The following is a 25763-nucleotide window of genomic DNA, read 5'->3' on the forward strand; positions in this document are numbered from 1 at the left end:
GAAGGTCTGTGAAGGCATTGCGAAGATGCACAAGGGGTTTTTTGAGGTCTTGGAGCAATTTTCGTGCTGCAGGACAATTCGCAGGCGTCTTCGTCAAATCTTCGAAAAAGGTGCACAGTACCTTCGACAACCGCTGAAAGACTCAGTCGATGCGAGTTGCCTCCCCTCCCCCCGTCCGCTGGCCGCGCGTCTTGGCGCTGAGCGTTGGCCTTCCCCTGAGCGGAGCGGCTCTCGCCCAGCCCCCCCGTGACCTGACCCTCGAAGCCGCCCTCGCTCAGCTGGCTCAGGCCCCCAGCGTGACCCAGGCCCAACTGAGCGTCGTGACCGCCGAACAAAACCTCAGGGCGGCCCGCAGCGCCCTGGGCCTGACGGTCAGTGTGACGGGCAACGCAAGCTACGCGGGCGCCAACCTGGCTACGGACGGCACCGAAACGGCGTCCACACTGAATGGCAACGTGGGTGTCAACGTTTCGCTGGGGTTGTTGCCCTGGTCCAGCAGCCAGGCAGGGCTGCGCAGCGCCGAGCGCAATCTGGCGCTGGCGCGCGCTCGGTCCAGTGAGACACAGGGCACAGCCCGCCTGAACGCCGTTCAGCAGTACCTCGCTGGTGTGGTGGCCACCCAGGACGTGGCCCTCGCCGACCGAACCCTCGCCCTGCGGCAACGCCAGCTTGCCGTCGAGCAGGCGCAGCTGGAGAACGGCAATGCCACCGCCCAGAGCGTGCTCAGCGCCCAAGCGAACGTGCAGGCGGCCCAGGGCGCACAACTCCAGGCCGCTGCCAACCTGGACGCCGCCCGGCGCAGCCTGGGTGCAGCCCTGGGCCAGGACCTCAGCCTGGTGAGCTTCAGCAGCCTGCCCGAGGGGGCCTTCACCCTGCCGGATGTATCCGCGCTCGTCACCCAGGCCCGGATGAGGCGCCGCGAAGTCCTGGAGGCTCAGAACGCCCTCGCCTCAGCGCAGGAAGCCCTGGAGACGCAGCGGCGCGACGCGACCCTGCCCGACGTGACCGCCAGCGTCCGCTACGGTCCAGGCACGGGCGGCCTGCAAGCCAGCCTGAACCTCAAGCAGGGAACCGTCGGCGCCGCCTACACCCTGCCGGTGGGGACGTCCGGCAGCACGGTCAACCGCCTGACGGCCAGCCTCAGCGGAAGTTACGTCATCTACTCGCCGAGCGTGAAAGCGCAGGTTTCGGCGGCCGAGGCGACGGTGACCCAGGCGCAGCTTTCGCTGAGCACCGCTCAGCAGAACGTGGAACTTGACGTGCGGACGCGTTACAGCGCCCTGCAGGCGAGCCTGATCGCCATTCAGAGCCGCGAAACGCAGGTTCAGGTGGCCCAGGCGGGCCTGGACGCGGCCCGCACCCGGCTGGAGGCTGGGACGGGTACTGCCGACGACGTGACAGCCGCCGAACTCAACCTCCTGCAAGCACAGCGCGATGTCCTGAGTGCCCGCGCCACCGCCCAGACCACCCTCATTCAACTGCAAAACGCCGCTGGAGGCCCCGCATGAAAACCCTCTCTCCCCTGCTCCTGACCGCTGCCCTGCTGCTTTCCACCGCTGGTGCCCAGGGTGCCGTCAGCCTGACTCAGGCCGTCACCGCTGCGCTGACCAACAACAGTGACGTCAAGACCGCCCAGGCCAACCTGCAAAAAGCCCAGGCGGCCAACAAGGCCGCGCAGGCCGATCCCAGCACCTTGGCGGCCGCCAAACTCTCTGCCCGGAGCAGTGAGGCGCAGGCGGAGGCGCAGCTGCACGGCGCGCGGCTGAGCACCCTCCAAAACACCATTACCGCGTACACCGCGTTGCTCGAAGCGCAGGAGAACATCGAACTCCAGACCCTACAGGTGCAGGTGGATCAGAAGGCGGTGCAGGTCGCGCAGGTCAAGCTCAAGGTGCAGAACGCCACCGCGCTGGACGTGCAAAACGCCCAGAACACCCTCTCCGGCAGCCAGCAGAACCTGGCCGACGCCCGTGCTCAGGTTAACCTGGCCAGCGCCAAGCTCAGCACCTTGACCGGGTTGAGCAGTGGAGTTCGCGCTTCGGGCATCAGTTCCGTCCCCAAGCTGTCCACCACGCTGGCGAAATTGCAGCAGGGTCTGCCGGAACTCAGCAGCGTGATCTCGTCCACGAACGATGTGGCCGCTCAGCAACTCGCGGTGAAGCTGGCGGACAATGACTTCACGCCTGCGCGCACCCTGAGTGATGCCCGCACAGCCCTGGCCAACGCGCAGCGCAGCCTGGACAGCGCTCAGAAAAGCGCAGGTCAGACGCTGGCCAGCGCCTACCAGAGCGCGCAGAACAGTCAGGAGCTTTTGAGCGTCGCCCAGAGCCGCGAAGCCGCCGCTCAGAAGACCTACACCCAGGATGCTGCGCGCTTGAAAAGCGGCACCATTAGCGCCGTCGAGCTGCAAAACAGTCAGTTGGCGCTGAAGAAAGCCCAGTACGCCCGATTGCAGGCGCAGAATAACGTGCTCGAAGCCCTCGCGGCCCTTTCCGTGGCTGCTGGGCAGAACCTGACCGGCATTGGGGGCAACCTATGACCACGCCTGCTGCGGCCGCCCGGTCTTCCCGCCCCGGGAAGCGCCGCAAGCGCTGGCCCTGGGTCGTGACCAGCCTGCTGCTGCTGGGCGGCGTGGGCGGCGGGGTGTACTACAACCGCACGCGGACCACTCAGACGGTAACCGAAACGCAAACCGTGACCACCCAGGCGGTCCGGCCCGGAACCGTGCGGATCAGCGTCAGCGGTCCTGGTACCCTCGAAGCGAACGCCACCCGGACCGTGGGCGCAGACCTCACGGCCACGGTGGGCCAGGTTCCCGCCGTGGGCGAGCGGGTCACGAAGGGCCAGCTCCTCACCACCCTCAACAGCGACGAGGTGGAAGAAAATGTTCAGACCGCGGAGCTGAATCTCCGCAAGGCACAGGCCAGTCTGGACGCCACGCGCGCGGGCCAGTCTTCCAGCCGGGCCGGGCGGCAGAGCAGCGTGACTCAGGCTCAAGGCAACGTCGCCGATGCTCGCCAGGCGCTCACGGAGGCCGAGCGTACCCTGAACGCGCAGGAGCAGCTCTACGCGATTGGCGCAGTGAGTGGACAGGCCTTGAATGACGCCCGCAATACTGCCAACAAGGCCCGGTTGACCCTTCAGAGCGCCCAAGCCAGCCTCACGGCGGCTCAGACGCAAGCTGAAACCGGAAGCAGCAGCGACGCCGAGAACTTGAGGAGCGCGCAGATTGCCGTGCAGCAAGCTCAGGCAGCCCTGGAGACCGCGCAGAAGGCCCGAACGGACCTCAAGGTGTACGCCCCCATCGGCGGGGTGGTGAGCGCCGTGAACGCGACCGAAGGGACTGTGGTCCTGAGCGGCGCGACGCTGCTGACCATCATCGACGACGCCACCCTCAACCTCCCCGTGCAGGTGGACGAGACCGAGATTGCGGGCGTGCAGGTCGGTCAGGCGGCCGAAGTGACCCTGGATGCCTACGACGGAGAGACGTTCGAAGGCGAAGTGATCCGCGTCTCGCCGGGCGCCACCCAATCCAATGGCATTAGCGTCTTTACGGCCACCGTCAGCTTGAGCAATGAGGAGGGCAAACTGCGCAGCGGCATGACCGCCGAGGCGGAAATTATTCAGAGCGAAGCCAGGGGCCTCCTGGTGCCGACGGGAGCCATCGAAACGGTCCGGTCCCGCAGCTACGTACAAGTGCCTGGCGAGGGTGAGGGAGCGGAACCCGAGCGGGTCCGCGTGCAGACCGGGCCCTCCGACGGCACCAATACCGTCGTGATCGAAGGCCTGGAAGCCGGGCAGGAAGTGATGGTGCCGGGCAGCGCCCGGAACGGGACCTCCGGAGCTTCTGGCGCTTCATCCACTCGCCCGAGCAGTGGTTTCGGCGGTGTGGGTAGGCGCGTGCCTGGGGGTTTCGGAGGAGCGCCGTGACGCAGGGCCCCCCTGTGGCCGTGCCCGTCGTGGACATTCGCGACGTTCGCCGGGTCTACGAGCAGGGCGACGTGGTCTTCGAGGCCCTGAAGGGCGTCAGCGTACAGATCAATCAGGGCGAGATGGTGGCCCTGATGGGACCTTCGGGCAGCGGCAAGACCACCCTGATGCAGATTATCGGTCTGCTCGACCGCCCCAGTAGCGGGACGTATCTGCTGGGAGGACAGGACGTGACGGCGCTGAGCGAGAACGAGCGCGCGGAGGCCCGCAACATCGAGATCGGGTTTGTCTTCCAGGCGTTTCACCTGTTGCCCCGACTGAACCTGCTGGAGAACGTGGAGGTGCCCCTCACGTACGCTGGGGTGCCGCCCCGCGAACGGCGGGAACGGGCGTTGCAGGTCCTGGAGCGGGTGGGATTGGCGGACAAAGCGGGGAACCTCCCCTCTCAAATCAGCGGTGGGCAGAAGCAGCGGGTCGCGGTCGCCCGCGCCCTGGCCGGCAGTCCACGCCTCCTGCTGGCCGACGAACCCACCGGCAACCTCGACACCCGCACCAGCGAGGAGGTGATGGGCCTGTTTTCCGAACTCCACGCCGAGGGCACCACCGTGGTCCTCGTGACGCACGAGCCGGACATCGGGGCGTACGCCGAGCGGGTGGTCCGCGTGCGGGACGGCCTGATCGAAAGTGATACTCGGCAAATTCCCTACAGGAGAAGCGCAGATCTGGGGGCGCCCGCATGACGGTCACCCACTCCACCCCTTCCGCAGCCGCCACGGCGAGCGCTCCACCCATGCGCCGGGGAGGCGGCATTGGCCTGGGCGGGGCGCTCACCATCGCCTGGAGAGCCATTGTTGGAACGCCTATGCGCTCGGTCCTGACAGCCCTGGGCGTCATCATCGGCGTGGCGGCTGTCGTCGCCCTCACCGCCATCGGGCAGGGCAGTACCGCGGGCGTGACGCGCAACCTTCAGTCCCTGGGCACCAACCTGCTCACCGTGCAGAGCGCCCGCGGTGGTCCGGGCGGAAGCCTGGTCCGGTCTGGTCCCCGTCAAACCATCACGGTCAAAGATGCCGAGGTGCTTGCGACCGCTTTTGGTTCCCGCGTTGCTGGAATAGCGCCGTCCGCCCAGACCAGCGTTCAGGCGAAGATGGGCAGCAACAACACGCAGGTCTCGGTGGTGGGGACCTGGCCCGCCTATGAGTCGGTCCGGAACAGTCCGGTCGCTTCCGGAAGCTACTTCACCCAGGCCGATGTGGACGGCAGAAAACGGGTGGCCGTGATCGGCGCGCAGGTGGTCACCGACCTGTTTGGCGAGGACGCGGACCCGGTAGGGCAAAAACTGCGGTTGGGGAGCGTGAGCTTCACGGTGGTGGGCGTGTTGCCCGACAAGGGCAACAGCGGCTTTGGCAACGCCAACAGTCAGGTGCTGATTCCCCTCAGTACCTACCTCCGGCGCTTCTCGCGGACCAACAGTGCGCGTGGGCAACCGACCGTGAGCAACGTCTACCTCCAGGCCAGCGACGCCAAGGACCTCACGCAGCTGCAGGCAGACGTGACGGATCTGCTGGCCGTTCGTCACGAACAAACCGACCCCGAGAACCTTGACTTCCAGGTGCAGAACCAGGCCGATGCCCTGGAGAGCCTCAGCAGCGTCACCACCACGTTGACCCTGCTCGTGGGCGCCATCGCGGGCATCAGCCTGCTCGTGGGCGGCATCGGAATCATGAACATCATGCTCGTGTCCGTCACCGAGCGCACCCGCGAGATCGGCGTGCGAAAGGCGCTGGGAGCCAAGCCACGCGACATCCTCACGCAGTTCCTGGTGGAGGCCAGCCTGCTCTCGGTGGGCGGTGGAGTAATCGGCCTGCTGCTGGGCGTAGCCGCCGCCTACGCCGGGAACGCTTTCGGGATTGCCCCCGTCTTCAGCCTCACGCCGATGCTCGTTGCCTTCGCCTTCAGCGCCGTAGTGGGCGTCTTCTTCGGGTACTACCCCGCCGCCCGTGCGGCCCGGCTCGATCCGGTGGACAGCCTCCGCTACGAGTAGGACCGTCCGCTTCCAACCCTCTTCCCCTTTTCCCCTAAGGAGTTCGACATGCGCTTCAACCACACCCGTACCCTGCTGTTCGCCCTGCCCTTTACCCTGACCCTCGCCAGTGCACAACAGGGAGGTGGGCAGGCCGGTCAGCGGCAGATGACGCCCGAGATGCGCGCCCGGATGCAGCAGATGCAGCCCATTCTGGACCTCTCTCAGACGGTGCGCCTGCTCCCCGACCTGGAGAAGAACAAGGCCACCGCCCTCACCAAAGCCCAGGCCAAGAGCCTACTCACCATCCTCACCACCCTGCAAAAAGCCAGCGCGGTGCAGCCGAACGACGCGAAAAAGTACCTCACGCAGATCGAGGACAAAATCCTGACTGACAAGCAACTTACGGCATTGGACGCTGCGATGCTGAAGGCGGAAAAGGAACGTGAGGCGCAGCGCGCCAGGCGGCAGAGCGGCCAGGGCGCGGGAGCCCGTATTCCCGGCGTACCCGGCGGCTTTCTGCCCGGTGCAGGCGGGCGGCGGCCGGGCGGACAAAATGCCCAGGGCCAAAACGGCCAGGGGGGGCAGCCAGGCCAGTTCAATCCCTTCAAGCAGGGACGTGGAGCAGACGAGCTCAAGAAGTACATCAGCGCACTTCAGAAAAAGTAAGGGTGATGTAGGGCTGGAGAGGGATATCCGCCGAAGGCCACCATTGAGGAAACTCTGCCCGTACCTTGATCACTCCGCCGAATCTGCCTGAGCGACGAACCGGACCGGCTGAGGAGAACGATACAAAGAAAGGACGCTCTGGGCATAACCCAGAGCGTCTTCGGCGTTTCTGATTGGCGCGGCGTCAGCACGTTACATCTGTAAGGAATACAAGCGGAATCCGCCTGACTCTTTTGTTGTGTATCCGACGCTACGACAGGCGTGCTCAAGCGCTTTCACTTCCCAGAAAGGATCCGCTGTCCACCGTACCGCTTGACTCAGTTGCTTTCATCCCTGACTGGTTTCGTGGAGGGCGACCCTGCTTGTCCAGGCTGCACCTGGCTTACCCGCACTGCACAGGCCTTCTGAAGGGAAGGGCGACACTCCCCCGCTTGGCCTATGGCTTTGGCGTGTACTGCTTCATTCCCCCCGCCTGCTCGAAGGCCTGTTGTAATTCGGGAACGGGCTTCTCCGGTTTACTCTTAGGGTCACCGGGAAGGGTACGGGCGAAGAACTCCAGCGCATCGGAGTAGTTGTCCGCGTCCGCGTCCGCATTCTTGGCCAGAACCGAACCCAGGACCACGCGGAAGTTGGCTTTGGGTTGCGCTCGGAATTCGGCCTGAAGGCTTTGGCCGAACGCATTCCAACCTTTCCCCCCCTGGGGCTGAGTGTGGCAGGTCGTGCAGGGCATGACCTTTCGGGTCAGCTCCCACAGGGGGTCGTCCTTATCGTGACCCAGCATGCGGGCAGCCTCCGTGCGGTACTTGGGCAGGGCCACCGCCGCTGGGGCCGAAAGCAACACGAGCCCAGCCAGCAGCAAGGCGCCCAGTCGAGGATCTTTGACGCCTCCCCTCATCCAGCGTCCGCTCATTTCCCAGTGCCTCCAGTGCAGAGTTCTGAGCGCTGGATCCACCGCTTCATTGAAGTTACGCCACCCACGCTGGCCCCACGAAGCTGCCGTTCAGAATATCGTGGGCGTTGAGCCCCAACCAGTTCGTCAGCGCCCCGGCATACACACCCCGGAAGTCCTGCTTGTAACGGATGTCCCCGTCCGCGAGGTTTTCCAGGTCGGGACTGGCACCGTGGATGCCGCCCTTGACACCTTTGCCCAGGGCAAACATAACGCTGCCTTGCCCGTGATCGGTGCCTGCGCTGGCATTCTCAGCGACCCGGCGCCCGAATTCGGAAAAGCCCATCACTATGACCCGGTCTGCCAGGCCTTGCGTCTCCAGGTCAGCCTGGAATGCGGCGAGGCCAGAAGCGAGGGTCGCGAGCAACTCGTCCTGATCGGCCCGCTGGCCCGCGTGGGTGTCAAAGCCGCCCAGCGACACGTACAGGACCCGCTGTCCCGTTCCAGCAGCGATCAACCGCGCCGTATCCTGCAGATTGGTTCCGAAGCGGCCCTCCGGGTATTTCGCACTTGGACGGTATCTCGCTGCGTTCGCCTGCACCTTCTGGGTGTTCGCCACCATCTGCCGGGTCGCGCGGCTCAGATAGTCGGCCTCACCCTGACGGGGGGCGTTGAGCAAGCGCTCAAATACCCCGTCCAGTCCCGCCGGGAGCCGCACTTGAAAGCCATCGACAGTGTCGATGGAAGGGAGGCTGAAGTCGGCGGCCCGTAATGCCTGCGGGGTAGTGCCGCCGATATTCGACGCGCAAAATGGATCCCCTATCTTCTCAGCCACGCGCCCAATCCACCCCTCCGCTTGCGCCTGGGTGGGATCAGCGGTGTGCCAGATCGCCATGGAGGCGAAGTGACTGCGGTTAGGATTGGGATACCCCACGTTCTCCATCCACGCGAGGTGCCCGCTGTCCCAGAGCGGCATCAGGGGTTTCAGCCCTGGATGCAGTCCCAGGTCAGGCGTGACGGTGAGCACATCCTTTTTGGGAATGGCAATGTTGGGCCGTGCTGCGTAGTAGGCCCCGTTGGTATAGGGAACCAAAGTATTCAGGCCGTCGTTGCCTCCGGTCAGCTGGATGACCACCAGCGTTCGGCCATTTGAAGCGGGTTCGGCAGCGGCCTGGGCCGCTGCACGGGCCAGGAAGCCGGGCATTCCGCTCGTGGCGGCTACAGCGAGGGCAGAGTATTTCAGGAAGTCGCGTCGGTCCACAGGCATGGTCACCTCGTGAGTGATTCAGGGTTCAGGCCAGCCCATATTCTGGGCTGATGAGGGTCAGGTACAGGCGCTGCTGAGGCGTGAGGCCTTTTGTAAAAGCCTCGAGAGGCGAGCGTTCGGCACCGAGCAAGGCAAGGTCGGTCGGCTGGGTCTCCAGCTTCGGGGCGTTGTTGCCCAACGTGAGCGAGGCCGCCAGTTGCATCCGCAGCAGCAGGGCAGTATCCCCGACCCACTCGCGGCCTCCATCCCAGCCCTTCACTGTGTCGGGTTGCAGGAGAAACTGCCCCATGCGCCCTGCCGTCTGCGCAAGGTTCAAAATCTGTTTGGCCTCCAGCTTTGGCTGTCCCAGCGTTCGGATCGTCCCCACGATGTAGGCCACTGGACCGCGGATGATGGCGGCTCGGCGGGCATAGAAGTGATCGCTGGCCAGGAGTTCTTCGAGAACCGCATGAATATCGCCGTTCGTACGGCGGAAGGTTTCAGCGCTGGCTTCTACCGCCTTCTCATCGGGCGTATCTGCGACGAAAGCGCGGTGCAACTTCCGGGCGACAAACGTGGCCGTTGCGGAGTGGCTGGCGGCAATCCGGACGACGTCTTCGCCACTCAGGTTCCCATTCTGGCCCAGGTAGCTCTTGCGGCCCCCGTCGTGCTGATTCGAAATGAAGAAGAACTCGGAACTCTCGAGGAACTTCATGTTGCCGCGCCCACCCCGGAAGGTCCACCCAGTCAGGGCGCGGGCGCCCTCTTGCACGTCCTTCTCCGTGTAAGGACCGATTCCGGTTGTGAACAGTTCCAGCAGTTCGCGGCTGAAATTCTCATTGGGCTTGCCCTTGCGGTTTAAGTCGGCGTCAAGATAACGCAGCATTGCGGGTGACTGCGCCACATCCAGTGCGAAGCGGGTGAAGTCGGTGGTGGCGGCGTGGCGGCGCAGCAGATTCAGGTACTCCGCCAGCACGGGCACGTTCCGGACCTTGTCTGTGCCGACCACGAAGTGGTTACTCCAGGTGAGGGTCAGCACTTCGCGCAGGGGCTGGGAACCGTAGAGCAGTTCGTACAGCCACGCTGCCCGCGTGAGCTGAACACCGGCAAAGGGGGTGGCCGCTTCGGCAGGCTGAAAGGGGTTGTCTGCCGTGAGCCGCTGGTCGAAGGTCAGCCGCTCACGGGCGACTTCACGTGCGTCTCGCCCCACCAGGGCACGAATCTGGGCGTCTGTTCCACCAAAGGCTGTGCGGCGCAGCAAGTGGGCAGCATCCTCAGGGGTGAGTTTGCGGGAAAGCGGGATTAGGGACATAGTCACCTCTTAGAGTCAATGCGGATCAAAAAAGTTCCGGGCGGAGTTGCCCTCACAAGGCTGGTGGAGGGTTGCTCCGCGTTGATGCAGGTGTCCTGCCAGATGTATACGCACAGCCAAACGCGTTCCTGGGGCGAAGGCGGCGTCTCATTCCCAAAGACATTGGGACCAGTGCATGCGTTGGCTTATATGGCTTTCCCCGCTTTTACAGCCATGCGCGTTTAAGTATCACCTGGTTAAATCTGGAATGTGGCAGCTTCAGGAGCTTAACCAATGTAAAAACAGAGGTCTGCATAAACGACAGGAACGGTATCAGGTGTTCATCAAGATTTGATGCATGAAGGCAGAATCCACGCTACTGTCGGTTCTTGCTTCCCTTTTCGTGGTGATGCCTGGCTTCAGCGATTTTCAACCTCTTGAATCCGCTGCCGAAGTCTCAGTCTGCCCGCTCTGGAGCTGCTCCTGCTTGACGGTGTCGCCTGACCTGCCCTCCTACCCGCGCCACCCTTCTGGGCGTTTTCTCTGTCCCTGATACACAATCGAATACAAACGACACACCAGCCGGGGGTGAAGCAGGGCGGACATACACCCATGTTCAAGAGCAACCACCCCCGCCACACCAGCCCAGCAGACACCCTCGAATTCGTCACCCTGACCGACCCAGAAGGGTGGGACGGCAAGTGCACCATCCACATTCAGACTGCCGAAGGTGACGAGGCCTGCCTTGCCAGACGAGTCAGAGCGCATCAAGGTGGTGACTTTCATGTCACTCCGCGTTCTTCGTTTGGTGTTGCTGGTAGAAGTCGGAGGTCACGCGATGACAGAGAAAACAAAACCCCTGCGTAAGCAGGGGATTCGGTGACGCGAGCGAGGTGCTCGGCCGTGCGGGAATTCATTCAAGGCTAAGGGCAGGAGCGTAGACGCCGTCAGTTCCCGAGGAGAAGGTCATCGTGTAGGCATAATTCTCGAATCCAGCTTCAGGAACGGTGAGGGTCGTGCGCATGAGGTCCTGCTCACCTGGCTTCAGGTAATTGGGCGTGACGACCACCTCGTGTTCACCAGCCAGGAGCTCTTTGGGAAACATCATGCTGTTGTCAGGGAACACGTCATCAAAGACAAGTTGACCATTGACGTACACGTCCACCACGCCGCTGGCGCCAGAATCATTGTGAAAGTAGACGGGTGTGGCAGAAGCGCCGGTGGTGAGGGTGGTCGCAGCGACAAAGGTGGAGAGCAGTATAGCTTTGATGTGACGCATGGAATCTTCCTTTCGGGGTGCCAGGAGCACCAGAGCGAGGCTTTGAAGACGTACGAAGGAGGAGCTTTAACCTGTTGTGGCGTTACGGCTCGTTCATGGGGCGCAGTATGCGGACTGTCTGTTCAGACTTCGCGCAGAACTTGTGCAGAACTTGTGAATGTAAAAAAGGCGTGTGACTACTCAGCTAGGCACCCTGCAGCGCCTTCTTCCCCTCGCAGGCGCTGAACACGAGGATCTGCCCTGGTTAACGCTCTGGGAGGAGGTGCGGCTCGCCGGGCCGGATGGTGCGGTTGTACATAACGTGTAGAACACGCTAAAACAGAGCAAGAAGTACAGAGTGTCTCCGAAAAACGTCGGCTAGGACACACAATAAGGGTCAGGACTACCGAGGCCGGAACGCGCCGTTTTTTCTAGCATCGGGGATGCCGCTAGTTTTTGCCATGCTCGACGACGGACACATAACGGCCAGTGCAGCCGCAGCATCGGGTGGAGCCAGGAGGGCTTTTAGTGCAACGGCGGCCCCTCAGGGCATCCCAGGAAAAAGCCAGTGGGTGGCGAAGGCCAGGGCCACGATCGTGAGTGCTACCGCCACCATCACCAGCGGCAATGTCGATGCTCTCTGTGGACAAGCACAGTCGCCGAGACTGGGCAGTCAAACTAAGTCGGTTTAAGGGGGAAAGGAGAGGTTTTGGTCAGTAGACCTCTTGCGAAAGTCGTGGACGACCTGCTCTCCATTGAGGCGCTGGAATTGCATCCACAACTCCGGCTGTGCCTCTATACGGGCCATGAGGTCCACCTCTCTCCCAAGGAGTTTGAGTTGCTGCTCTTCCTGACCCGTGATCCTGGGCGGGTGTACTCCCGAGAAGACCTGGAACGCGAGGTCTGGCACGGCGCTCTACTGCCAGGGTCCAACACGCTACACGTTCATGTCGGGAACCTCCGCCACAAGTTGCGTGATGTAAACGGAGACGGACTGATCCGAACCCTGCGGGGCAGTGGGTACGCTTTCAGCCCCTCCTCCTGAAAACGCACCAGCGCCAAGAAGGCCGCTCGTGCGAGCGGGGACACTCTCTGAAGAGCGTCCGGTCACTTCCTGTTGTCCGATTCGTTGAAGGGTCGCCAGGTTTATGGCTGCGCCCGCCCTTGTCGCAGTCGCCCCACGTCGAAGAATGGCAACGCCCGCCCAGTTCTGGGGAAGGTCCCAGGCGACTGCGATGGAAGGCGGGCAGCGGACACCCAGCCGAAGTAGGGAGCTGAAGAGGCCGAAAGGTGGCCCAGCTCGTCAGGGATCACAGCCCGACAAGCGGTCTGTTGGGAAGCCAACCGCCCTCGCGAGTGGCAGATGCCAGAGCAAGGCAGCATCCCTCACGACAAGAGCCAGAGCGGAGAGCCAGGGACACTGCCCATTCGAGCGGGGATTCTCCTCAGAACGTGTCCGGTCATCACCCGTTGCTCGGTCTGCTGAAAGGTCGCCAAGTCCATGGCTGCCCCCGCCCGTGTCATCGCCCTCGCCACGTCGAGGTGAGGCCAGGCACGCCCAAGTCTCGTGAGGGTCCCAGGCGGACGGTGATGTGAAGGCGGGAAGCGGACACTCGCCCGAAGCGGCGAACCAGAGGGGCCGAAGAGTGGCCCAGCTCGTGACGACCACAGCCCGACAAGCGGTCTGTTTGGTCAGTGTGGCCACATGACATATATCCGATACAAATATCGCGGTCATTCATAACGTGATACAAATTAACCATGACGCAAATCCAATACCGGAAACTGTCAGAGGTCATCGCGTCGGTGGGCGAGGACCATCGCCTGGGGTATCTCAAGCTGTTCCTCGCAGCGGTGGAAGCCGAGACAATTGACGCGGTGCCGAACGAGGCGACCTTCAACATCAAGAAGAGAGTGCAGCGGGACCTGACGTTCGATGCCAGCCCAGCCTTTGAGGACTGGCATGAGGTGACGGTCCGGGCGTTGGCCTTGAAGCGGAAGGGGCGAGGCCTGGCAGTGCATAGCGATGACGTGGTGACAGGCAAGGTGGACTTCAGAGCCAAGGCTAAAGCCTTCCGCCAGGAATTGAAGAGGCGCAAAGGCCGAGTCAAGCCCAAAGCTGGACCCGCGAAACTCAAAACGGAGACGCTACAGGAAGCCCAGCCAGCACCCGCAACACCTCAGAAGGCAAGGCAGCCCAGAGCGGAAACGGAAGCGGAATAAATGCCTCGGCACTCGGCGAGAGCAGACCTTCAAATGGGAGGCTTCATTCTGAGCTTGGAAGGGGCCACCAACAGGGGGGGAGACAAGCAGGTCTGTCATCCCAAGTTGGAAGAGGGCGGCCAGGGAAAATTTTGCCTTCTCGACGCATTTCCTCCAAAGCGGCAGGATAAGAATCTGATTCCGATACCCAAAAATGCTGTGCCACACAAGGCTTTTACGGAATCTGTTATTTTTTGCAGATTCCGTCAATATCACCTCGCAGATGACGTGCAAATCAAGCCTCACATGACAGCGCAGATCACACGGAGAGCACCGGTGTCCTCAGACCGAAGAAGCCATCGAGGGGCAGATGCCTAAAGCACCCTCGAACACCGTGAAAGTACAGGTGAGGGTCAGCAAAGAAGACGCCGACCTTCTTCAGGCAAGGAGCGTCGCTGTCGGTATCCCTCTCACCGAGTATGCGGGAACGCTCCTCACGCGAGCCTTCTATCAACGGGAAGCCGAAGCTGGCGAGGAAGTCCTGATACCGCTGGTGCGCCGGGCCGTGCGCGCAGAGTGCAACCGCTTCCTGGACCGAATCATGGAGATGATGGTCCGCAATTACATGGAAGCGGGCACCGCACGCCGCCTCATCGAAGCCGCGATGGTGTTCCCCGCACCGCAGAGCAAAGCGTTCATCAAAGAGCTGGAAAGCATCAACTGGGACGCCGCGTATGACGACCTCCGGGAGGACATTCGCGGTATTGGGGACTGGCGTGCGCTGATACCACCTGAAGGTGAAGGCGAACAGGATGGCCACGGTCGTTAAGGCCCGTTACCGCCGTGTGTCGTCGGCATCGGGGAAAGCCGCCGCAGGCATGAGCAGCCTGGACTACTTTGCAGGTCGTCCTGACCGCGACATGCAACGTATGGACAGAGAAATCTTGACTGCCGAAGGACGTTACCGACTGGAGCGTGATGGAGAGCAGGCCAGGCAGCAACTCAGCAAAGAATTGGAGGCGTCCAAAGGGCAATATCTGCACACACTTGTGTTGAGTAGTGGCAACCAGGACATGACGCGCTTAGAGACGGAGAGGTGGGCGCGGAACGTGCTCGAACAGAGCAAGATCGACAGTTACATGCTGGTGGTCCATGCAGGAAAAGAAGGCCACACGCAGAACCCTCATGCCCACGTTCTTGTGCCGACGAATAGACCACTGACCGTTCCCCAATTGGAGGAGATGAGACGTGTAGGAGACCGTGAGCAAGACCTCATGCTCAAGGTCGAGTACGGCTTGAAGAGGGACGTACAGGACGTAAGCAGCACACCGAAAGGTGGCGGCGGCAAAGAGATCGAGAACACCGCAGCGGACGACACACCGAAACGCTCAACACAAGTTGATCTTCAGTTCGGAAGTTAAACGGAAATCAGAGGTGATGTGATGCGGTTCCAGACCATGTACGTCGACATGAGGCCCGTTGCCGTGAAATGGCTCGGAATCCTCTCGTGTCTCGCGTTTCTCTTCCTGATCCTCACAAGTATGCAACCTGACTTTCAACGCGCCGTACAGCAGTTTGTGAAGGTGTACGAGCAGTCGCACGAATCGGTGAGGAAAGGGGCAGGGATACAGTTCTGGACGACGTGCGTACAGGCGTCATCATGTTGGAAAACAATCCTGTTCTCCTGGTCCGCGTCACTCCTCATCAAAAGCCTCTATCTGGGCTGTCTGACCTTCGGTCTCATCTGCACGTTCTTCGGGATGTACTGGCGTCCTGAAGTCGTCGCAATGCGCGATGTTCGGATCAACTCCGCGCGTGTGGAAGAGTCGAAAGTCAAGTCACCTCGCGCGCCGGGGAGAACCCTATGATCGTCAACTACAGCCGCTTCTTCATGCGTTACCTGTTGGCGCTGGGCGTGTTCTGGGTCGTCGCGTATCTCCTGCTCAGTCAGCAGCCTGCACTGGCCCTCGCAACCCTGATTCTTGGAGGTGTATTCGTCTACGCCTTCAAAGACTCCAAACAGCAAGTTCGGTACAACGCACACTTCGCTACGCCACAGGAGATCAGGCCGCTGACACGCAACGTACTGGAAGGAGATGGCGTCCTTCTCGGCTTCGCGTACAAGCAGCCCTTAGCCGTGCGTCCGGGCCTCGCAGGGAAGAAGGAAATAGGACACTTCCTGTGGATCGGACCGAGCAGAAGCGGCAAAGGTCTGAGCATTGCCAGCAATCTGTATCACTGGGAAGGATCGGCCATTGTCGTCGATATCAAAGGGGAGATCGCAGAGCAGACGGCAGGCTACAGAGAGGAGGTCCTGGGGCAACAAGTCTTCATCATCAACCCGTCGAGCGGAGAGAAGAGTCACCAATATGACCCCTTCTTAGAGCTGGAGACCGACGAGCAGATCTTCTCGGCGGCACTCGCGTTCATGAATCCAGATTCGGACGGAGATAACGCCATTTTCGCCCAGCGTGCCAGCTCGGCATTGGCCGCGATCATCAAGGCCGCAAAGGTGCAGGGATTCCCCGTTATTCCCACGCTGGACGCGATGCTGTACCACCCGCAAGGACTGCCCGGAGCCGCCATCACACTCCACAAGCTCGGGCATCCGCAAATCACGAAATGGCTCAACGCATTCCTGTCCAAAGACCCCGACAAGATGGATTGGGACGCCGCATCGGGAGACCGTTTTCTCAACAACTCCTGGCAGCGTCTCATCACGGCGGCCAGCTACCTGACCACCGAAGGTGTCATGCACATGACGGGCGGCAGTGACTTCGTGGCCGCTGACCTGATGCGCGAGAGGACAACCGTTTATCTCGTGTTCCGCGAGTCGGAATTGGCGCTCAACTTGCCGCTCTTTAACCTCGTGATTGACGCGATCTTCCGCAGCATCATGCGGCAGTACGACCTGGACAAGAACCTGAAGGGTCAGAAACTTCTGGCCGTGTTCGACGAGGCGTTTAGGGCCAGGCCCAACCTGCTTCCGGAGTACGCCGCAACCGTGGCCGGACGCGGCATTTACATGTGCGTGTACGTGCAGTCCATCGCGCAGATCACGGACATCTGGGGGAAGGAAGGGAAGACCTCCATCATGGAGAACATCCACACGAAGGTCTTTCTTCCCGCCGTAGACAGATCAGAGGTGGACAAAGAGGGCACCTCGTCGTTCGTCGCGGCGTCGTGTGGGAAGTACATGGTGGAAGACCGGGGCATCGCCAAAGGCGAACATCAGCACGAGTTGAACAGCAATGTTCGGTTGACGGAGAAAGAGCTGATCTCAGCCTCGGAGTTCGCCATGTTGGAAGTGGGGCAGAGCGTCGTGCTGACCAACAATCTGCCGCCGATCCTGGCGTACAGGTTGGAGCCGTGGCGCTTCCGTGAGTACAAGGAAGCTCAGCAGCTTCCACCACCGCAACCACCAGCGCGACCTGTTCAAGTACAGCCCGCTCAGGCCGCAGTAGAGAACGACAAGAAGACGCCCGTTGCGGCACTGCCTGAGCCATCACGACCGCTGACTCCCCAGGTCACGGCACCGCAGACGGAGCAGGCCCCTACGCCTGCTGCCCCCGCGCCTGCTGCTCCCACTTCACCTCCCCAAGCCGCACCGCCGGTTGCCCCTGGTGCTGCGCCCCTAGACCTCGGGGGAGCAGGGGAAGCTCCAGCGGCCCCAGAGCCGAAACCTGCCGCGGACCGGAGCCGACTGCGCTTCTAAGCCCCATCTTTAACTCAGTCACTTTCTATGGGGATTTAGTACCAATAACCTGTATATTCATGTTATTTTTCTGGTATGACGTGTAGGATACTTGTGGGTCTGGTGCTTCTAACTTCCTCCCTGGCTTCTGGGGCGGCGAAAACCAGCGCTGTCGCCTCCAACGCCCCCGTCGTGAAGACGGGGGTGCAAACCGTATTCAGCACGGCAGACCTGATGAACAACAAAGTGGTCAAGGTGGTGGCGAGTAGCGAGTATCAGATTTCGATTGTTTTTCCGCGCAAAGTCCAGAGCGTCGGCGTCAATGCCGCGAAGCAGAGTGCCCTCATGGCCACCATTGACCAGTACGACGGCATGGTGGTGTACCTGGACGTGATCAGGCAAGGGGGGACGGCAAACCTCAATGTTCGGCTTCTGACCCCTGCGGATGAGGCCCCCAAGCCTGGCGGTGGCTCCCGCGACCCCGTGATCCTCAAGTTGCTGGTGGACTTGACGAAGAAGCCGAGTGGCGTCCTGGCATACACCATCCGGGACGCCACGCCTGCGCCTAAGCCTGCCCCAGTTCCGGCTCGCCGGTCAGTAGTCGTGACAGCCTCCAAACCCGCTCCGGTCAAGGCTGCCCCGAAGCCAGTTGTTGCAAAGCCTGCGGTGGTGAAGCCAGTTGCGATGAAGCCGGTTGCAGCGAAGCCCGCTCCGATCCTGGCAACCACGCCTAAACCTGCGCCCGTCAAGCCCGCTGCCCCCAAGCCTGCTCCGAGAGCCAAGCCCACGACCTTCTACGGCTCGAATGATGGCCTCAAAGTCGAAGCCAGGGTGGACAGCACAGCGGGGGACATGGTGACGGTGAACTACACCATCTCTCAGACCCAGGCCAAGGACCGGACCCTCTACCTGTTCGACAACCAAGCCGTGAACCTCCGCATCCGGGACGATGTGTCCTCCGCTTCGCTGGAGCGTGGACAGCCGCGGATGGCCCCACTCAGCACGAGCGCCCCTATGACGGGGAGCATCCGCATTCCAAGGAGCGAGATCAACAAGAAGGGGGCCAAAATCCTGATGTTTGCCCTTCAGGAGAAGGACACGGGCACCAACCATCTTGGTCAGAAGAGGTTCCTGGGAGTCATGCTGAAATGAGGCGCACAGCCCTTCTCTGCGGCCTGCTGCTCTGTACAGCGGGTGGGAGCGCGTTTGCCAGGGCAGACGACGACACGCCGGACTATTCCAAACGCAATTCCATCTTCAACACGAGTGCGTTGGGTCCCATCCCCTACGCTTCGTTTATCAGCTCAGACGCCCTGAGCGCCTACCGGAAGTGCCTTGAAAGGAACAAGGTGAAGCCGCCCAGCGAGCGGGAAATCTGCCAGGACTACGAGTACGAGTACCGGGCACCGTACAGCATGGAGGACGAGACGGTCAGGGTAGGCAAGGACCTCCGGCAGTCCTGGCAACGCTTCGAGGACCGCTACTACTGGCGCGCACTGCTGGAGCTGAACAACCCCGCGATGTACTTCACGCACTGCCTGGTGGACTGGGGTCGCAATCAGGAGGCCAACAAGCCCGAAGTCGTCATCAACGTCGAAAAGGGCATGTACCCGAAGCAACTGGACGGGAAGATGCCCAGCCAGGCGGTCAAAGACGACCTCTTCATGGACTCGTACCTGATCCTGCCCAACGTTCCCAACAAGGATTACTGCCAGGACTACACTCTGGACTTCGTGCCCATCTCCATTCCAGGGACGTGTATCTACGCGGGTGGAGCCAAGCTGTTCTGCATCGAGGGCACCCAGGAGACGTTAAATCCTGCGGCCCCGAAGCCCCTCCACTTCGACTACAACGCTGCACTCCAGCGGGTTGCAAAGGCGACGAAGAAGGCTGAGCTGGACTACCAGAAGGAGTACCAGGAGGACGTGCTGAAGGCGGTGAAGCCCACGGGGAAGTTTTACCCGCTGCTCTGGAGCAACATGCTCAGCGGGGCGTTGATCGCGCCAACCCAGAACCTCAACCCCGATCCCCACGCGGTGCTGAACAAGGGGAATGAGGCGGGCGGGAAGCTGGGCGGCATCTTCGGGCTGACCGCTCCGGTCTATTACACGCAGGGGCTGACGAGCAACAAGGTCACGCTGCCCCTGCGCGCCCACCTGCTGCCGAACGCCAAGGACTCGTTGCAGAACCCGCCTGGGGTGTGGCAGCTCGAAGAGTTCAAGCGCACCTTCCCAGTCAGGGCTCAGCCGGTGTATGAGCGGTTTGGGTACACGAACATCTTTAGCGCATGGACGAGGATGAACAAACTGTTGCTGCCGGAGAAGGGAAGCGCCAAGCCTCTCCGGCAGATGATTTACATGGCGTCCGGCTTCAATGTTTACCTGCCGAGCCTCGTTCCCGTGCCGATGCCTGCCCCCATCCTCATCAAGGAGTACACGGCGGGCCTGCCTTACGTGGGCCTCCAGACACACTTCACCTGGAACAGTGTGGGCGAGGGGTATCCCCTGCCTCGCGTGGCCGGAACCCCGCCCACTCAGTACAAAGGAATGTTCAAATGAGACGCCTTCCCCTTGCTCTGCTGCTGGCCTTCGTTCCCGTGGCGTCTGCCGCTCCTGCGTCCGCCAATCTGGTGAACACCACTGACACCAGGGCCGTCCTGGGCCTGCTGAGGGGCAAGGTGGAGATGTACGGCACCACCTTTGGGAACGTGGAGTTTCAGCGGGGCATCTTGCAGCTCGCGCAAAACCGCAGCATTCAGGTCCGGGTCCTCACCGCGCAGGGTGTGGTGCAGAACATGCGACCCCTCAAAGCGGCAGGGGCAGCAGTGTACGCCCTGAAGGCCAACTTCACCAGCAGCATGATTGTGGTCGAGGGCGGGCCGGTGATCTTCCCCAACCGCAACGGCTTCCAGATCATGCAGGACCCGAAGCAGGTGGCCGCCGTGATGGGACTCCTGAGCCAATACTGGGGGGTGGCGAAGCGGTATTGAACGCTGTGCGCGCAGCGTGTTTCTGGGCGTACCACAGGGGTACGCCTTTCTCCTGGCCTGAAGTGGCTGGGGTGGACAGCAACCTTTCACGGAAGAAGGGGCAGCCTCTTGGCCTTCCGTTATGATACCTAGACTTAAAGGAGCCGCAGGAATGGATACCGAGAAATTGGAGAGTCTGCTCAAAGACATTGATAGACACGGCGCAATGCTAGAATTCGAGGCCAGGTCTGTTCATAGTGAAGACTTAGTAGACATAGCAATAGCAAGAAACTTCATTCGGATTATGGAAACGGAGATAGGGAAAATCGCCTATCTCGCTCATAAAGGCAGAATCATGGTTGGGCATTCCAGTGGCTACATTCCCAGTGAAGAGAGCCTAATAAATGCAGTCTTTCTTCGGCAAGTTGAGAAGGATTTGACAAAGAAGGGATATGAGACCAGCGTTAATGAGAGGCGAAATTCTGTCGTTTACTATGAAAATGGCAAGAAAGTCCTCGTTCTTGCGAAACAAGACGGATACACTAGGGTTGGCATTCGTCGGCTTTATGCAAAAGAAGTGCTGAGTAACGAGTTCAGCGAAATGCACGTCTACTGCTATGATGCGGACAAGATTGAAATGATTAGACTCAGGGACGCTTTTTACGAACCTGAGCCGGGTCGGAAGAAGTTGGCACTCGATCCCGAAAAATTCAAGTTGTTCAATTTCAGTCCGAAGGCTTTTACGCAAGAGTCGTGAGGCGTCGGCTTCTCTTGAAAGGGCGCATCCCTTTTGTGGGGAGGCGTCCTTTACTCTGGTTCTATGCGCCCTGCTGATTTGTCTGCCATTGAGATTGCTGATCTGCTGGATGCGGCCTACCCTACCGTGAGGACCGAGGATGGACCCACGACGGCCCGGACGACGAGGAGCGCAAGATGCTCGCGAACCCTGCGACACGGCCACGTATTCGCGTCCACCGCCGGGTGGTGGCTGAAGTCTTAGCCTGCCCCTGCTGACCGGCGAGGTTGTCCACCACTTGGACGGCAATTCGTTGAATGGCCCTGGAATGCCGTACAGGTTGAACGCGTCATGAACAGACAAAAGTTGCCACTCGCAGATCCGGCTGCATGATTTGACAAAGCCTGAATACCAGCCTATATTGGAGAAATCAAGGCGGCCTCCGGGTCGCCTTCTTCGTTTGTTTCTCACCCTCACGGCTTGTCCGTATTGACAGCTATCTGAGCTGTCGAGCGAGGTGGCTCGCTTCTCCAGTGGGCCCTACCGGTTATGCACGCGCCCTCAGCATTGACGTTCACTTAAAGTTCGTCGTCTTCGAACTCCTTGAGAACGCGCTGCAAGTACTTCACATTCGCGCTCAAGCGGGTGTTGAAGTCTTGCAATATTGACCCCATTTGATTTCGTTGCTCGATTGCTTCTTGACTTACAACACGGCTGTGTTCCAGAGATTGGAAAATATCTGAGGTGGAGGGATCGATAAGCCCCAATGCGGGATGCTGCTCCAGGCGCTTCATCAGGTCCTGAAATTCAATGGTCAGGCGTTCCTGCTCCCGTGCCAACACGATCAATTCCTCAAGGTTCATTCTCAAGAGTCTAGACGTTACAACCTCGGTGGTTTGCACCCGGCTGGATGAGTGTTGAGGTTTTAACTTCCCAGGCATACCCACAGCGGCTCGTAGCGGCTGGCGTACCACCTGAGGTATTCGACCCTTCCGAGTGGCCTTGACCTTCTGCCAGGCGAAGAGGGGTGAGAGAAGTTGCTCGGCTATAGCCTGGACTCCGTTACGCCGACAACTGGATCTAGGCCTTCCTGATACGTTCGTCGGTCGACTCGCAGGGTGTATCGCATCCTGCCCTCTTGCATTCTGTTGTTCAAACACCTAACATCTGACCCAAGGGCACGAGGAAGCTTCTGGTACCTATCCAAGCCCAGGAGTCTATATAGCGGAGTTGCGCGAGCTTAAGTGTTCGCAATACAGCGGTATTTTTGTTGGGACATACCCCTTCCCCTAATCTTCTCCTGCTCAACTTTAGGTGTTTAAACACCTTTAAGCATGACAAGGAGTTGTCCTGAAATCTCCCCTGACCAGCTACTCAGTTCACCGGCAAGACCTATATCCGTTGACCTAGCCGTCACCTACCATCCCTTTCCTCACTCCAGGAGACTGCAATGACCCGCACTCTGATCCACCTCACGTCCATCCTTCTACTGAGCAGCACGGCCGCCCTCGCCCAAACGGCTTCCACCCTGGAACGTGACAGCGACAACCTGACCATTCCCGAGCTGTATCAGGCCGCCCTCAAGGAAGGGGGCACCCTTCAGGTGCTGGCCGGCGGCGACGAACTCAACCAGCAGGACGGCACCGTTCAGGCCTTCAAATCGGCCTTTCCTGGTGTAGACGTCAAGATCACGGTCGACCTCAGCAAGTACCACGAGGGACGAATCGACCAGCAGCTGGCGTCCAAGAACGTATACACCGACGTGGCCCTACTCCAGACGCTCCACGACTTCGACCGCTGGAAGTCCGAGGGTGCCCTGCTCCCCTACAAGCCCGTCGGCTGGGACCATATCGCCCCGAAGTTCAAGGACCCTGACGGTGCCTACACCGGGATGCTCATCTTCAGCTTCTCAAACATCTCAAACGTGGCCGCCACCCCCGCAGATCAAGCGCCCCTTGATGCCCTGGACTACCTCGATCCGAAATGGAAGGGCAAGATCGTCCTGGTCTACCCCAACGATGACGACGCGGTGCTGTACCAGTTCTACAAGATCATTCAGAAGCACGGCTGGACGTACATGAATCGGTTGCTGGCTCAGGACGTCCGCTGGGTGCGTGGCTCTGCCACGCCCATCAAGCCGCTGCTCCAGGAACCCGGAACGGTGACCTTTACCGCCGCTTTCCCCCTTCTCCCCCAACCCAACCTGCCCCTGCGCTTCAACGTTCCGCGTACGGATTCCTTCCTGACTTGGGCGCAGACAGCCGCCATTTTCAAAGATGCCCAGCATCCCGCGACAGCGAAACTGTTCCTGTCGTTCCTGCTCAGTAAGGAATTCCAGGCAAACGCTCCCTTCTGGCCTATCCGCGATGACGTTGCCACGCCCCAGGGTTGGAAGCCTCTGGCGGAATACAACACCGACCACACGGACTTCCAGGCCTTCATGCGTGACCGCGCCACCGTCGAACGCTTCCGCTTCCAGATCGAACGCTACATCGGCCCCGCCCAGGGTCCCTCCCCTCTGATCGACGGGCGTTAATTCAGCAGGGCCGTGCGGCACGTACGCCGCGCGGCCCTCCTTCACGCGTTGATATCCGCGAAGCTCTCCTTCCCGGTACGTTAAAACGATTGAACATGACGCCCCCCGAACCCAACGCAGTGAAGCAAGCCGACCGCCTCGTCGGCCCGTTCCGTTTCGTCGCGGTGCTGGGGGTACTGTCCAGCATTACCCTCTCAACGCTCCTGTTCCTGTCTGCCGCCGTACGTGTCTTTCGTCTGGCCGCACAGGAACTCAACCATCTGGGCGAGGAGGAATCGCTGCACACCCTGGTCCTGGCGGCCGTCGAACAGGCCGACATCCTGTTGATCGCCACCGCCCTGCTGATCGTGGGGTTCGGCTTATACGGCCTGTTCGTGAATGCCATCGCCAATCTGCCCCACTGGTTACGCATCTCCAGCGTCGACGAACTCAAAAGCAAACTGCTTGGCGTGGTGGTCGTTGCCCTGGCCGTGCGCTTCTTCGCGGTGGCCTACGAGCGCTCGGACTCCAGCGACCTGCTGGTGCTCGGCGAAGCCATCGGGGTGGTCGTGCTGGCGCTGGCTGCTTTTAGCTTCGCTCACACCGCCATCCACGGCTCATCCCACCGGGACGGGCAAGAAGAGTGAGCCTGGCCCCTCAGGCGTGACGTCCCACAGAACCTAACGGGAAGTGGGCCTCCAGCTCCAACGCGCCCCATTCTCTTTGAGGTTCTCTATGAGTCCATCCAACAAAAAATCCAATCGTCAATCCTCCAAAAACAAAACCAACAGGGAGAAACTCGCTGCTGCTCAACGCCAGGCGAAGATTCGTGCGGCCGCGGTCGTTGGCGGCCTTCTCGCCGTCGTGGTGGGCGGCACGGTCGCCTGGACCGCCGTCAACCGCCTCGACGGCGTCACCAGCTACCGCTATCTGGGCTCCGTTCACCAGACGGAGCCTGTGAAGTACGCTGAATCTCCCCCGGTAGGTGGGCCGCACAACCCGACCTGGCTGAACTGTGGGGTCTACACCAAGCCCGTTGAGGACGATCTCGCCGTCCACTCTTTGGAGCACGGCGCCGTATGGATCACCTACCGGGCGGACCTCCCAGAAGCGCAACGACGCACCCTGGAGCAATTGGTGGACGGCCGGACGTATACGCTGCTCTCACCCTACCCAGGCCTCAAGGAAGCGGTGGTGATCAGCGCGTGGAACCGACAATTGCGGGCCTCAGATGCGAATGACCCACGCCTCGCGAAGTTCCTGGCGAAGTTCGAGCAAGGCACGCAGGCACCTGAGCGCGGTGCGCCTTGTAGCGGTGGGGTCACCGGCGCGTAAGCCTCCTGAAACGCGGTGTGTCCCCCGCCTTCGTGGTCGTACTGGGGGAGCGCACCGCGCATGTCGCATCAACCGAAGAGCTACGAAGAACCGCACCTTGTTCTGCAGGTGCGGTTCAATGCGCTTGTGGCGTTCGAGCTCGCGTTACGCGTCCAGGGCTGCTTTGAGCGCGTTGGCGAGGGACGTGGTGGGGCGGCCAATCAGGCGGCGCAGATCACCGCTGTTCGTGGCGAGGTCTCCCCGAGCGATGCCGGTGTCCGAGTCGGCCAGGATGCCGGCCATGCCCTCAGGAACGCCGAAGCCCACCAGGGTTCGGCTGTACTCCTCCGCGGGGAGGTTGTGGTACGTGACGGTCTTTCCGCTTTGACGACTGAGTTCTGCCGCGAGGTCTGTCATGGTGATGACTTCGTCCCCACCGAGCTCGTACGTCTTGTGCTCGTGGCCTTCGGTTGTCAGGACAGCGGCAGCAGCCTCCGCGTAATCCTGACGGGTGGCCGGTGTGAAGTGCCCGTCGCCCGCCGCACCGAGGATCGCACCCTGCTCCAGGGTCTGCGCGAGGGTGCCGGTGTAGTTCTCGGTGTACCAGCCGTTGCGCAGGAACGTGTACGGCAGGCCAGACTCCCGGATGATGACTTCCGTGGCGTTGTGGTCACCGGCCAGCAGCATCGGGGTGCGGTCGGCACCCAGAATGCTGGTGTAGGCGAGGAGACGCACACCAGCCGATTTGGCCGCTTCCACGACGTTGCGGTGCTGACCAGCGCGGTCATGGAAGTCGCTGGTCGAGACCAGGAGGAGTTTCTCAACGCCCTGAAGCGCCGCAGTGAGGCTTTCAGGCTGGTGGTAGTCGGCCTGGCGAACCTGAATCCCCTGAGCGGCAAGGTCTGCAGCTTTCTCAGGGTTGCGCACGAGGGCGACGAGGTTGCTCGCGGGAACGCCCCGTTGAAGGAGAGCTTGGAGGGTGAGGCGGCCGAGATGGCCGGTGGCGCCGGTGACAGCAATCATGGTGG

The 25763-nt window shown here is 61.2% G+C and carries 24 protein-coding genes; 18 read left to right on the top strand and 6 right to left on the bottom strand.

Translation table 11 applies throughout. The features are described 5' to 3' along the window. Positions 1–149: 149 nt before the first annotated feature. The 6 genes from B9A95_RS00445 to B9A95_RS00470 are packed head-to-tail and all read left to right on the top strand — an operon-like array spanning position 150 to position 6622. Positions 150–1508 (top strand): TolC family protein, encoded by a 1359-nt coding sequence (locus tag B9A95_RS00445; RefSeq protein ID WP_084045006.1) that lies wholly within the window; start codon positions 150–152, stop codon positions 1506–1508. Continuing rightward, on the top strand, positions 1505–2539 hold the full coding sequence (locus B9A95_RS00450) for a TolC family protein (protein WP_084045007.1): 1035 nt from the start codon (positions 1505–1507) through the stop codon (positions 2537–2539). The genes B9A95_RS00445 and B9A95_RS00450 overlap by 4 nt, the downstream gene beginning before the upstream one ends. After that, positions 2536–3930, top strand: coding sequence for an efflux RND transporter periplasmic adaptor subunit (locus B9A95_RS00455; protein ID WP_084045008.1), 1395 nt, complete (start codon positions 2536–2538; stop codon positions 3928–3930). The genes B9A95_RS00450 and B9A95_RS00455 overlap by 4 nt, the downstream gene beginning before the upstream one ends. Continuing rightward, entirely contained in the window at positions 3927–4670 is a 744-nt protein-coding gene (locus tag B9A95_RS00460) for an ABC transporter ATP-binding protein (protein ID WP_245808065.1), read from the top strand. The genes B9A95_RS00455 and B9A95_RS00460 overlap by 4 nt, the downstream gene beginning before the upstream one ends. Next, positions 4667–5974 carry an ABC transporter permease gene (locus B9A95_RS00465; RefSeq protein WP_084045009.1) on the top strand — a complete coding sequence of 436 codons (1308 nt, stop codon included), beginning with the start codon at positions 4667–4669 and terminating at the stop codon, positions 5972–5974. The genes B9A95_RS00460 and B9A95_RS00465 overlap by 4 nt, the downstream gene beginning before the upstream one ends. A 48-nt stretch (positions 5975–6022) precedes the next feature. Beyond that, complete coding sequence (locus B9A95_RS00470; RefSeq protein WP_245808066.1) at positions 6023–6622, top strand: hypothetical protein; 600 nt, start codon at positions 6023–6025, stop codon at positions 6620–6622. Positions 6623–7058: 436 nt separating this feature from the next. Here the strand turns inward: B9A95_RS00470 and B9A95_RS00475 are convergent, their stop codons facing one another. The 4 genes from B9A95_RS00475 to B9A95_RS00490 form a co-directional block, all read right to left on the bottom strand. Beyond that, positions 7059–7532, bottom strand: a complete 474-nt coding sequence (locus tag B9A95_RS00475) for a hypothetical protein (RefSeq protein ID WP_245808067.1) — start codon at positions 7530–7532, stop codon at positions 7059–7061. Positions 7533–7587: 55 nt separating this feature from the next. Then, the gene (locus B9A95_RS00480) at positions 7588–8778 is read right to left on the bottom strand and encodes a DUF1501 domain-containing protein (RefSeq protein ID WP_084045010.1); all 1191 of its coding nucleotides are present in this window, start codon (positions 8776–8778) and stop codon (positions 7588–7590) included. Between the two features lie 25 nt (positions 8779–8803). Next, positions 8804–10069 carry a DUF1800 domain-containing protein gene (locus B9A95_RS00485; RefSeq protein WP_084045011.1) on the bottom strand — a complete coding sequence of 422 codons (1266 nt, stop codon included), beginning with the start codon at positions 10067–10069 and terminating at the stop codon, positions 8804–8806. 892 nt (positions 10070–10961) lie between these two features. Continuing rightward, the gene (locus B9A95_RS00490) at positions 10962–11327 is read right to left on the bottom strand and encodes a hypothetical protein (RefSeq protein WP_084045012.1); all 366 of its coding nucleotides are present in this window, start codon (positions 11325–11327) and stop codon (positions 10962–10964) included. A gap of 688 nt (positions 11328–12015) precedes the next feature. Here B9A95_RS00490 and B9A95_RS00495 point away from each other — a divergent pair. From B9A95_RS00495 to B9A95_RS00540, 9 genes are all read left to right on the top strand, one after another. Then, positions 12016–12351, top strand: a complete 336-nt coding sequence (locus tag B9A95_RS00495; protein ID WP_084045013.1) for a winged helix-turn-helix domain-containing protein — start codon at positions 12016–12018, stop codon at positions 12349–12351. Between the two features lie 716 nt (positions 12352–13067). After that, positions 13068–13529, top strand: coding sequence for a hypothetical protein (locus B9A95_RS00500; protein ID WP_084045014.1), 462 nt, complete (start codon positions 13068–13070; stop codon positions 13527–13529). 373 nt (positions 13530–13902) lie between these two features. After that, entirely contained in the window at positions 13903–14337 is a 435-nt protein-coding gene (locus B9A95_RS00505; protein ID WP_139806319.1) for a hypothetical protein, read from the top strand. Further along, the gene (locus B9A95_RS00510; protein WP_084045016.1) at positions 14321–14929 is read left to right on the top strand and encodes a hypothetical protein; all 609 of its coding nucleotides are present in this window, start codon (positions 14321–14323) and stop codon (positions 14927–14929) included. The genes B9A95_RS00505 and B9A95_RS00510 overlap by 17 nt, the downstream gene beginning before the upstream one ends. A 443-nt stretch (positions 14930–15372) precedes the next feature. Continuing rightward, on the top strand, positions 15373–17223 hold the full coding sequence (locus B9A95_RS00520; protein ID WP_084045018.1) for a type IV secretory system conjugative DNA transfer family protein: 1851 nt from the start codon (positions 15373–15375) through the stop codon (positions 17221–17223). A gap of 183 nt (positions 17224–17406) precedes the next feature. Beyond that, the gene (locus B9A95_RS00525; RefSeq protein ID WP_139806320.1) at positions 17407–18354 is read left to right on the top strand and encodes a hypothetical protein; all 948 of its coding nucleotides are present in this window, start codon (positions 17407–17409) and stop codon (positions 18352–18354) included. Continuing rightward, the gene (locus tag B9A95_RS00530) at positions 18351–19760 is read left to right on the top strand and encodes a hypothetical protein (RefSeq protein ID WP_084045020.1); all 1410 of its coding nucleotides are present in this window, start codon (positions 18351–18353) and stop codon (positions 19758–19760) included. Before B9A95_RS00525 ends, B9A95_RS00530 begins: the two co-directional genes overlap by 4 nt. Further along, positions 19757–20191, top strand: coding sequence for a hypothetical protein (locus B9A95_RS00535; RefSeq protein ID WP_084045021.1), 435 nt, complete (start codon positions 19757–19759; stop codon positions 20189–20191). The genes B9A95_RS00530 and B9A95_RS00535 overlap by 4 nt, the downstream gene beginning before the upstream one ends. 151 nt (positions 20192–20342) lie before the next feature. Then, the gene (locus B9A95_RS00540) at positions 20343–20927 is read left to right on the top strand and encodes a hypothetical protein (RefSeq protein ID WP_084045022.1); all 585 of its coding nucleotides are present in this window, start codon (positions 20343–20345) and stop codon (positions 20925–20927) included. Between the two features lie 557 nt (positions 20928–21484). On the opposite strand, the gene B9A95_RS00545 is transcribed toward B9A95_RS00540, so the two are convergent. Further along, a complete protein-coding gene (locus tag B9A95_RS00545; RefSeq protein WP_084045023.1) occupies positions 21485–21769 on the bottom strand; it encodes a hypothetical protein in 285 nt (94 codons plus the stop codon). A 587-nt stretch (positions 21770–22356) separates the two neighbouring features. Between B9A95_RS00545 and B9A95_RS00550 the strand changes: the two genes are divergently transcribed. From B9A95_RS00550 to B9A95_RS00560, 3 genes are all read left to right on the top strand, one after another. After that, positions 22357–23442, top strand: coding sequence for an ABC transporter substrate-binding protein (locus B9A95_RS00550; protein ID WP_084045024.1), 1086 nt, complete (start codon positions 22357–22359; stop codon positions 23440–23442). Between the two features lie 95 nt (positions 23443–23537). Then, a complete protein-coding gene (locus B9A95_RS00555) occupies positions 23538–24068 on the top strand; it encodes a YqhA family protein (protein ID WP_084045025.1) in 531 nt (176 codons plus the stop codon). A gap of 88 nt (positions 24069–24156) precedes the next feature. Further along, positions 24157–24756, top strand: a complete 600-nt coding sequence (locus B9A95_RS00560) for a thioredoxin-like domain-containing protein (protein WP_084045026.1) — start codon at positions 24157–24159, stop codon at positions 24754–24756. A gap of 144 nt (positions 24757–24900) precedes the next feature. Here B9A95_RS00560 and B9A95_RS00565 read toward each other — a convergent pair whose 3' ends face one another. After that, positions 24901–25758: an SDR family oxidoreductase gene (locus tag B9A95_RS00565; protein WP_084045027.1), complete on the bottom strand. Its 858-nt coding sequence runs from the start codon at positions 25756–25758 to the stop codon at positions 24901–24903. Positions 25759–25763: the final 5 nt, after the last annotated feature.

Origin of the sequence: Deinococcus hopiensis KR-140 (genome assembly GCF_900176165.1) — a bacterium.
In the GTDB taxonomy this organism is placed as follows: Bacteria; Deinococcota; Deinococci; order Deinococcales; family Deinococcaceae; genus Deinococcus; species Deinococcus hopiensis.

Excerpts from the sequence above, each read along its gene's own strand:
- B9A95_RS00445 (WP_084045006.1), top strand. The coding sequence starts at position 150 with ATGCGAGTTGCCTCCCCTCCCCCCGTCCGCTGGCCGCGCGTCTTGGCG.
- B9A95_RS00450 (WP_084045007.1), top strand. The coding sequence starts at position 1,505 with ATGAAAACCCTCTCTCCCCTGCTCCTGACCGCTGCCCTGCTGCTTTCC.
- B9A95_RS00455 (WP_084045008.1), top strand. The coding sequence starts at position 2,536 with ATGACCACGCCTGCTGCGGCCGCCCGGTCTTCCCGCCCCGGGAAGCGC.
- B9A95_RS00465 (WP_084045009.1), top strand. The coding sequence starts at position 4,667 with ATGACGGTCACCCACTCCACCCCTTCCGCAGCCGCCACGGCGAGCGCT.
- B9A95_RS00470 (WP_245808066.1), top strand. The coding sequence starts at position 6,023 with ATGCGCTTCAACCACACCCGTACCCTGCTGTTCGCCCTGCCCTTTACC.
- B9A95_RS00475 (WP_245808067.1), bottom strand. The coding sequence starts at position 7,532 with ATGAGCGGACGCTGGATGAGGGGAGGCGTCAAAGATCCTCGACTGGGC.
- B9A95_RS00480 (WP_084045010.1), bottom strand. The coding sequence starts at position 8,778 with ATGCCTGTGGACCGACGCGACTTCCTGAAATACTCTGCCCTCGCTGTA.
- B9A95_RS00485 (WP_084045011.1), bottom strand. The coding sequence starts at position 10,069 with ATGTCCCTAATCCCGCTTTCCCGCAAACTCACCCCTGAGGATGCTGCC.
- B9A95_RS00490 (WP_084045012.1), bottom strand. The coding sequence starts at position 11,327 with ATGCGTCACATCAAAGCTATACTGCTCTCCACCTTTGTCGCTGCGACC.
- B9A95_RS00500 (WP_084045014.1), top strand. The coding sequence starts at position 13,068 with ATGACGCAAATCCAATACCGGAAACTGTCAGAGGTCATCGCGTCGGTG.
- B9A95_RS00510 (WP_084045016.1), top strand. The coding sequence starts at position 14,321 with ATGGCCACGGTCGTTAAGGCCCGTTACCGCCGTGTGTCGTCGGCATCG.
- B9A95_RS00520 (WP_084045018.1), top strand. The coding sequence starts at position 15,373 with ATGATCGTCAACTACAGCCGCTTCTTCATGCGTTACCTGTTGGCGCTG.
- B9A95_RS00530 (WP_084045020.1), top strand. The coding sequence starts at position 18,351 with ATGAGGCGCACAGCCCTTCTCTGCGGCCTGCTGCTCTGTACAGCGGGT.
- B9A95_RS00535 (WP_084045021.1), top strand. The coding sequence starts at position 19,757 with ATGAGACGCCTTCCCCTTGCTCTGCTGCTGGCCTTCGTTCCCGTGGCG.
- B9A95_RS00540 (WP_084045022.1), top strand. The coding sequence starts at position 20,343 with ATGGATACCGAGAAATTGGAGAGTCTGCTCAAAGACATTGATAGACAC.
- B9A95_RS00545 (WP_084045023.1), bottom strand. The coding sequence starts at position 21,769 with ATGAACCTTGAGGAATTGATCGTGTTGGCACGGGAGCAGGAACGCCTG.
- B9A95_RS00550 (WP_084045024.1), top strand. The coding sequence starts at position 22,357 with ATGACCCGCACTCTGATCCACCTCACGTCCATCCTTCTACTGAGCAGC.
- B9A95_RS00555 (WP_084045025.1), top strand. The coding sequence starts at position 23,538 with ATGACGCCCCCCGAACCCAACGCAGTGAAGCAAGCCGACCGCCTCGTC.
- B9A95_RS00560 (WP_084045026.1), top strand. The coding sequence starts at position 24,157 with ATGAGTCCATCCAACAAAAAATCCAATCGTCAATCCTCCAAAAACAAA.
- B9A95_RS00565 (WP_084045027.1), bottom strand. The coding sequence starts at position 25,758 with ATGATTGCTGTCACCGGCGCCACCGGCCATCTCGGCCGCCTCACCCTC.